An 8034-nucleotide genomic window follows, 5' to 3' on the forward strand; every position below is an offset into this window, starting at 1 on the left:
GCCAGGCTCGGGGGCGGTGAGGTTTTGAGATTCCTACAGTGGGTTGACGCGGTCAAATTTATTTATTAACTACTTGACATGATAAAAAGGACTTTGTTAAAGTTAAAATGGACACAAATTACAAAGGGTTGTCCTGCTGGTAAGGTTTGCGTAGCAGAACTTTAAAGAGTGGGCAGAACCGGCAGGATTTTTGGTAAGGACGGAGAATAAAAATAAGCTGGGCTGGTTTCTAAGCTATTGCTGTTAATTCCGCGATAGCTGGTTTAGTGCGCTTTATAACTTCTACTTTTTTTAAATGATTTCCTTAATAAATGATTTCCGCAACTGCCTACTTTGCCGTTAAAGGAGGTGGTTCACAAACTCCAAAGTCCCGCGCTTGGTTTCCTGCACGAAGTTTCCCTACAGACGAATAAATCGCTTACTTAAGGAGGTTGAGTTATGCCTGCATACGTAATCGCCGAGAAGTGCGACGGCTGCAAGGGTCAGGACAAAACCGCGTGCATGTATATCTGCCCGAACGACCTCATGGTCCTCGATAAAGAGCGGATGAAAGCCTACCAGCGTGATCCCCAGATGTGCTGGGAGTGTCTCTGCTGCGCGAAGATCTGCCCCCAGCAGGCCATTGACGTAAGAGGTTATGCCGACTTTGTTCCGATGGGCTCCCAGTGTGTGCCGCTCCGTGGTTCCCAGGATATCATGTGGACCATTAAATTCCGCGACGGTGAAGTAAAGCGCTTTAAGTTCCCCATCCGCACCACACCGGAAGGCGGCGCCGTGGTTGATGGTGGTTACGGCAGCGGCTCCAAAGCCACCGACATCAACGACCAGTACCTCTTCACCGAACCCGAATCTGCCGGGTTTGATCTTGCCACTTTAAAGAAATAAGACTGGACGGAGGAGGTTAAAGGAATGCCGGTACCGAATTTCGAAACCGTTGAAGTCACCACTGACCTTCTGATTTGCGGCGGCGGTATGGCCGGTTGCGGCGCGGCTTACGAGGCTTCTTACTGGGCGAAGAAACACGGTCTCAAGGTTACCGTCGTGGACAAGGCCGCCCTGGACCGGAGCGGCGCGGTTGCGCAGGGTCTCTCCGCTATTAATCTGTACCTTAACTTCGCGAAGGGCGAGCGGACGCCGGAAGAGTTCTGCCGCTACGTCCGCAACGATATGATGGGCATCGTCCGGCAGGACCTCTGTTACGATATCGCCCGCCACGTTGACTCAAGCGTCCACCTTTTTGAAAAATGGGGTCTCCCGATCTGGCGCGATGCCGAGGGCAAGCCGATTCGCTCGGGTGCGTGGCAGGTTATGATCAGCGGTGAGTCCTATAAGATCCTCGTAGCGGAAGCCGCGAAGAAGGCGCTCAATGAGGCTGGTATGGAGCTTTATGAGCGCGTTTTCATTATTGAGCCGCTCATGGACGGCGACCGGATCGCCGGCGCGATCGGCTTCAGCACCCGCGAGGAGAAGATCTACGTCTTCAAGGCCAAAGCAGTTCTGGCTGCAATGGGCGGTACCGTGCACGTCTTCCGGCCGCGTTCCACCGGTGAGGGTGTTGGCCGGACTTGGTACCCGCCCTTCTCGACTGGTTCCAGCACCTACTTCACCATCAGGGCCGGTGCCGAGCGGACCTGCGAGGATGTTCGCTTCGTGCCCGTCCGCTTCAAAGACGCTTACGGCCCGGTTGGTGCGTGGTTCCTTCTCTTTAAGTCTACCGCCACCAACACGCTGGATGAGGTTTACACTGAAACCCGCAGGGCCGATTTGGCGCCGTGGGAACCCTACGCCTCCACCAAGCCGATCCCGACCAACCTGCGGAACTACCAGGGTATCCTTGAGGAGCGGGACGGCAAGGGTCCGCTGCTCATGAGGACCGAGCGGGCGATCGCTGCGCTGGCCGAAGCCTACAAGGGCGACGAGAAGGCCTTCAAGAAGAAAATGAAAGAGCTCGAGAGCGAAGCCTGGGAAGACTTCCTAGACATGACGATCGGCCAGGCTAACCTCTGGGCCGCGATGAATATCCGGCCGGAGCAGATGCCGTCCGAGATCGCCGGCGCCGAGCCTTACTTCATCGGTTCGCACTCCGGCGCTAACGGTTGCTGGTGCAGCGGCCCCGCCGATCTGGCACCCGCTGAGTACCACTGGGGCTACAACCGGATGACCACCGTGAAGGGCCTCTTCGCCGCTGGTGATGCTTGTGGCGCTTCGCCGCACAAGTTCTCCTCCGGCTCCTTCACTGAAGGCCGGATCGCCGCGAAGGGTGCCATCAAGTTCATTCTTGAGAACAACACCATGCCGAATCCCGACCCGGCGCAGGTTGAGGAGTTCAAGGCGCGGATTAAGAAGCCCTTCGAGATCTACGAGCAGTACAAGGACTACGGCACCACCGACGAGGTTAACCCGAACTACATCGTCCCGCGGCAGTACCTCTTCCGGCTGCAGAAGCTGATGGACGAGTACGCCGGTGGCTGGAGCCAGTTCTACGCCACCAACAAGTACAAACTTGAGCTCTGCCTGAAGATGCTCCAGTGGCTCAAGGAGGACGGCGAGAAGATGATCGCCCGGAGCCTCCACGAGCTGATGCGGGTCTTCGAGAACATCCAGCGGACCTGGCAGGCCGAGGCGCACGTCCGGACCGTGTTGGCCCGCGAGGAAACGCGGTATCCCGGCTACATCTTCCGGGCTGACTTCCCGAAGATGGACGATGCCAACTTCAACTGCTTCGTCAACGTAAAGTGGGACCGGAACACCGGTAACTGGGAGATTATCAAGCGGCCGGTTATTTATATCGTTGACTAGGAGTAAGCTATGGCGGGCAAAGCCAAATGGCGGCTTTGCCCGCCATTTTCTCTTTTTCGCCTAATCCTGGGTTTTACTGGCCAATTATCACAATTTTTCAACAAATTAAAGAAGGAGCTTTCCTTTCCGCGTCGAAGGGAAAATATGATGTGTTCTTTTTGCCGGGTTTGCCGCTTAAGTCTTCAGGTGAAGGAGGATTTCGCAGTGTCGGTTACTGAGAACGAAAGGATGGTGGCACAGGATGGGTAACAAAGCGATTCTGGTGGTCGGCGGCGGTATCAGTGGCATCACTGCAGCTGTCGAAGCTTCAGAGGTGGGCTACGAGGTCTTCCTCCTCGAAAAGAGGCCCTACTTGGGCGGAAGGGTGACGCAACTCAACCAGTACTTCCCCAAGCTTTGCCCACCCAATTGCGGCCTCGAGATTAACCTGAGACGCATAAAAAACAGCCCGTACATCAAGTTCTTTACCCAGGCCGAAGTCGAGGAGATCTCCGGCCAGGAAGGCAACTTCACCGTAAAGGTGCGGCTTAATCCCCGTTTTGTCACCGACAAGTGTACCGCTTGCGGAAAGTGCGTCGATGTCTGCCCGGCAGAAAGAAGCGACGAGTTCAATTACGGGCTCGCTAAGACCAAAGCGATCTACCTGCCGCACATCTTTGCCTTCCCTGCCAAGTACGTAATCGACGCCGCCGCCTGTGAAGGAGCCAAGTGCGGCAAATGCGTGGCTGCGTGTCCCTACGGCGCAATCGACCTTAATATGCAGCCCCAGCCCATGACGCTCCAGGTAGGCGCCATTATCTGGGCGACTGGCTGGAATCCTTATGACATCAGCAAGCTTACCCAGTATGGTGCCGGTCAGTTCAAGAACGTCATCACTAACGTCCAGATGGAGCGCCTCGCGGCCGAAAACGGCCCTACCGGGGGGCAGATCCTCCGTCCTTCCGACGGCAAGCCCGTGCAAAAAATCGCGTTCGTCCAGTGCGCCGGCTCGCGCGATGAAAACCACCTGCCCTTCTGCTCCGGCGTTTGCTGTATGGCCTCTCTCAAGCAAGCCACCTACGTCCGGGAAAAACATCCAGATGCCCAGATCAGCATCTTCTTTATCGACATCCGGGCCATGGGCCGGTACGAGGACTTCTTCAACCGGGTCAAGGGGATGGGTAATATCACCCTGGTGAAAGGCAAGGTCGGGACCATTACCGAGGATCCGGCGACCAAAGACGTAACCGTACAAGCGGAGGACCAGGAGTCCGGGCGGTTGCTGAGCGAAACCTTTGACCTGGTCGTTTTAGCTACCGGTATGGACCCGACCGCCAAGTACGTACCGGTTGAGTTGCCGCGGACGCCGGACGGCTTTGTAGCCGATACGACGCCTGGTATCTATGGCGCCGGTTGCGTTGCCAGCCCGCTGGATGTATCCGGAGCGGTCAGGAACGCGACGGCAGCGGCGCTCAAAGCCATCCAATCTCTGAAGAGGGGGTAATCTGCCGTGGCGAATAAGATAGGCGCATACATCTGCACTGGCTGCGGGCTTGGCGAAGCCCTAAATATCGAGGCGCTGGCAAAGGTAGCTACGGGCGAATACAAGTTAGGTATCTGCAAAACGCACGACTGCCTCTGCAGCCCGGAAGGGGTAGCGCTAATCAAGGAAGATATCGAAAAAGAGGGCCTAAACGGTATCGTCATCGCCGCCTGCTCGCCGCGAGTTAACACCGACATTTTCAAGTTCCCGCCGGAGGTTATTGTTGACCGGGTAAACCTACGTGAACAGTGCATCTGGTGCCACCCGGCTAACGATGAAGATACACAAATGCTGGCAGAAGACCAGCTCCGGATGGGTATCGTCAAGGTTAAGGACGCCAACCCGCCGGAACCGTACCAGGTTCAGGACCTGGCAACGGCTGTACTCGTAGTCGGTGGTGGGCTTGCTGGCATCACTGCCGCCCTCGAAGCCGCCAAGGCGGGAAGTAAGGTTGTTCTTGTCGAAAAAAGCGATACCCTCGGCGGTTATATGGCCCGTGCTTACAAACAGGTATCGCTTAGCCCGCCTTATAACGAACTGGTCGATCCCGATATTCACGACAGAATTAAAGAAGTTCAGAGCAATCCTAATATCAAGGTTTATACAGGGGCGCAGATTGCGCAGATCAGCGGCGCTCCCTGCATGTTCGATGCGGTGATTAAAACCAAGGGTGGCGAGGTTACGGAACGGGTCGGCGCCATCGTTATGGCGACCGGTGCCGTGCCCTACGACCCGACTAAACTTGAAGATCTGGGTTACGGCCGCTCACCCAACGTGGTGACCACGGATCAGTTAGAGGAGATGGCCAAGAAAGGTAAGATCATCCGGCCTTCAGACGGCAAAGAGGTCCAGAGCGTGGCCTTCGTCCTCTGCGCCGGTTCGCGGGATCCGGAGCATCTCGCCTACTGTTCGGTTACTTGTTGTCTTGACTCGCTGCGGCAGGCGATTTACGTTAAGCAACAGAACCCCGACGCCGCAGTTTACATTTTCTTCAAGGACCTCCGGGCACCCGGTTTCCACGAATACCTTTACAAGCGCGCCCAGCAGGAAGGCGTGGTCTTCTTCCGGACCGAAAAGCCCAAGATTGAAGAGGGTGCTGGCGGAACCCTGGTCATTAAGGCCAAAGATCTCCTCGTCAACGACAACATCGAAGCCGACGACATCGACCTGGTAGTGTTAGCTACAGGTATGGTTTCTACGGCCTGTCTAGGCGAGATGGTGGTTGTGGGTGCCGAAGAAGAGGAGGAAGCGAAGAAAGGCAACATTGAGGTCTTCAAGGTCCGGCCCGATGTTTACTATAAGTCTGATATCCTCAACCTCCAGTACCGCCAGGGTCCGGAATTGCCGATGCTAAAGTACGGTTTCCCGGATTCCCACTTCATCTGCTTCCCCTACGAGACACGGCGTACCGGTATTTACGCGGCCGGTTCAGTGCGGGCACCCATGGATGTCCCCAGCACAATTGACGACGCCACTGGCGCAGCGCTCAAGGCTATCCAGTGCATCGAGCTGACTAAACAGGGTTACGCCGTCCACCCGCGCGTCTGGGACAACTCCGTTACCGAATTCTTCATGCAGAACTGCACCCAGTGCAAGCGGTGTACGGTCGAGTGCCCCTTCGGCGCCATCAACGAAGACGAGAAGGCCAACCCGCTACCCAATCCTACCCGTTGCCGGCGCTGCGCAACCTGTATGGGTGCCTGTCCGCAGCGGATCATCTCTTTCAAGAACTACAATGTGGTTCAGATCGGTAACATGATCAAAGCCATCGAGGTGCCCGAAGAAGATGAGGAGAAGCCGCGGATCGTGGTTATTGTTTGCGAGAACGATGCCTACCCGGCGCTCGATATGGTCGGGCAGGCCCGCCTCACGCTGAGCCCTTGGATCCGGGTTATCCCGCTACGTTGCATGGGCTCAATGAACTTGGTCTGGATCAGCGACGCGCTCGCAAAAGGTATTGACGGGGTACTGCTCCTCGGCTGCCGGCACGACGAAGACTACCAGTGCCACTTCGTCAAAGGCAGCGAGCTTTGCCGTTACCGCCTCTCGAAAATCTCCGAGACGCTGAGCCGGCTGGCGCTTGAGCCCGAGCGGGTCAGGTTCGAAACGGTCCAGATTATGGACTACCCGCATCTGCCCGAAATCATTAACGAATTCGCAGAGCAGATCGAAAAGATCGGACCTAACCCGTATAAGGGCTTTTAAGAGCCGGTACGCAGAATATATTTTAACCGGCGCCCGTTTTACAGGAGCAGGGCCCTATAAGATAAAAGGGGCTCTGCTCCTCCCCTAACCTTAAAACCGGCTTTCGGTAAAAATACCAACGTTAGGAGGGAAATAAGGAGTGACCGTTAAAGTCAACCCCAACCTGGCACGCACCCTCAAGAAGTTTGGGGCTACCACCGCAACCCAGTGTTACCACTGCGGGAACTGTACCGTCGTCTGTCCCCTTTCCACAGACGAAAACCAGTTCCCACGCCGGTTTATGCGTTTTGCCCAGTTAGGTATGGAAGATAAGCTCAAAAACGCTGTTGAGCCGTGGCTCTGCTATTACTGCGGTGATTGTTCCCGACTCTGCCCGCGGCAGGCCAATCCGGGTGAAGTGATGATGTCGATGCGCCGGTACCTCACCTCCCTTTACGACTGGACCGGCCTTTCCCTTAAGGTTTACACCTCGCGGGCTTTTGAGTTCCTGATGGTGGCCGGGCTCTTTGCCGCTACTCTGATCCTCGTATTCCTTCTGCAGGGGCAGCCTTCTACGGAACACGCTGATCTCAGCAGTTTCCTGCCCCGGTCGCTCATTATTGGCGGTGGCATGCTTTTTGGGGCAGCAATCGCCTTTATGGTAGCGCTAAACGTTCTGCGGATGCATAAATTTATTATGAGTCCAGGAGAGTACGGGCAGTACGTAAAGATTCCGGCTTCGCTTTATACCAAAGAACTGGGTACCTTTCTTTACCATTTTGTAACGCAAAACCGGTTTAGCCTTTGCACCAACCGAAGCCGCTATATTAAGCATTTTCTGCTGGTCTTAGGCTTCCTCATCTTCGCTTTTTACGCAGGCTTCATGGTGCTTGGGGAAATCATCCGCGAAGGATTCAAGGTCGCCTTCGTCACGGGAAGTCCGCACCCGCTCTTCCCGGCCCTCCATCCGGTGCGTTTTCTGGAGTACGCCGCAACCGCCGCCGTCCTTTACGTGGTCATCGAATCTTTCCTCGGCCGGCTGGCGAAAAAAGAGCCCCTGCACCAGCAGTCTCACTCTACGGACTGGACCTTCCTATTACTCGTAGGCGGAACAGTCTTAACCGGCCTGCTCACCCACATCTTCCGGAACTTAGACGTTCCCACGGCCACCTACTGGGCCTTTGCCCTGCACCTGGCCTTCATCGTCCCGCTCTTCATCGTCGGCGCCCTCTTTGCCAAGTGGGCCCACGCCGTTTACCGGCCTCTGGCCCTCTACTTCATCAAGGTGAAACAGAGCGCTCAACGGATGCAGCAGGATGAGCTTATGAGCCTTTAAAATCCTCTTCCGGGCAGAAAAAAGAACAGGGAGATAAACCGTAACGGTTCTCCCTGTTCTTTTCTTTCCGCCACAATTTTAAACGGAAAAGGCCTTATTCACAAAGCCGAGCCACATGGCCGTTAAATCAAGCGGCACCGTCCTGATATCCTCCCAGAATAAGGATAGAGCGTCATTCTTCTTCCGCTGGTCT

General features: G+C 55.7%; 6 protein-coding genes. All 6 read left to right on the top strand.

Annotated features, from left to right (window positions below; translation table 11 throughout):
- The first annotated feature begins 438 nt into the window (after positions 1 to 438).
- The 6 genes from aprB (at position 439) to ACUVTA_RS07355 (ending at position 7841) form a co-directional block, all read left to right on the top strand.
- Complete coding sequence (gene aprB, locus ACUVTA_RS07330; protein ID WP_445952300.1) at positions 439 to 885, top strand: adenylyl-sulfate reductase subunit beta; 447 nt, start codon at positions 439 to 441, stop codon at positions 883 to 885.
- Between the two features lie 24 nt (positions 886 to 909).
- Positions 910 to 2799, top strand: a complete 1890-nt coding sequence (gene aprA / locus ACUVTA_RS07335; protein WP_445952301.1) for an adenylyl-sulfate reductase subunit alpha — start codon at positions 910 to 912, stop codon at positions 2797 to 2799.
- Between the two features lie 26 nt (positions 2800 to 2825).
- Positions 2826 to 3017 carry a hypothetical protein gene (locus ACUVTA_RS07340; RefSeq protein ID WP_445952302.1) on the top strand — a complete coding sequence of 64 codons (192 nt, stop codon included), beginning with the start codon at positions 2826 to 2828 and terminating at the stop codon, positions 3015 to 3017.
- A gap of 23 nt (positions 3018 to 3040) precedes the next feature.
- A complete protein-coding gene (locus ACUVTA_RS07345; protein WP_445952303.1) occupies positions 3041 to 4282 on the top strand; it encodes an FAD-dependent oxidoreductase in 1242 nt (413 codons plus the stop codon).
- 6 nt (positions 4283 to 4288) lie between these two features.
- The gene (locus ACUVTA_RS07350; RefSeq protein ID WP_445952304.1) at positions 4289 to 6526 is read left to right on the top strand and encodes an FAD-dependent oxidoreductase; all 2238 of its coding nucleotides are present in this window, start codon (positions 4289 to 4291) and stop codon (positions 6524 to 6526) included.
- A 139-nt stretch (positions 6527 to 6665) separates the two neighbouring features.
- Entirely contained in the window at positions 6666 to 7841 is a 1176-nt protein-coding gene (locus ACUVTA_RS07355) for a 4Fe-4S dicluster domain-containing protein (RefSeq protein WP_445952305.1), read from the top strand.
- Positions 7842 to 8034 lie beyond the last annotated feature (193 nt).

Source organism: Thermodesulfitimonas sp., from assembly GCF_052743955.1.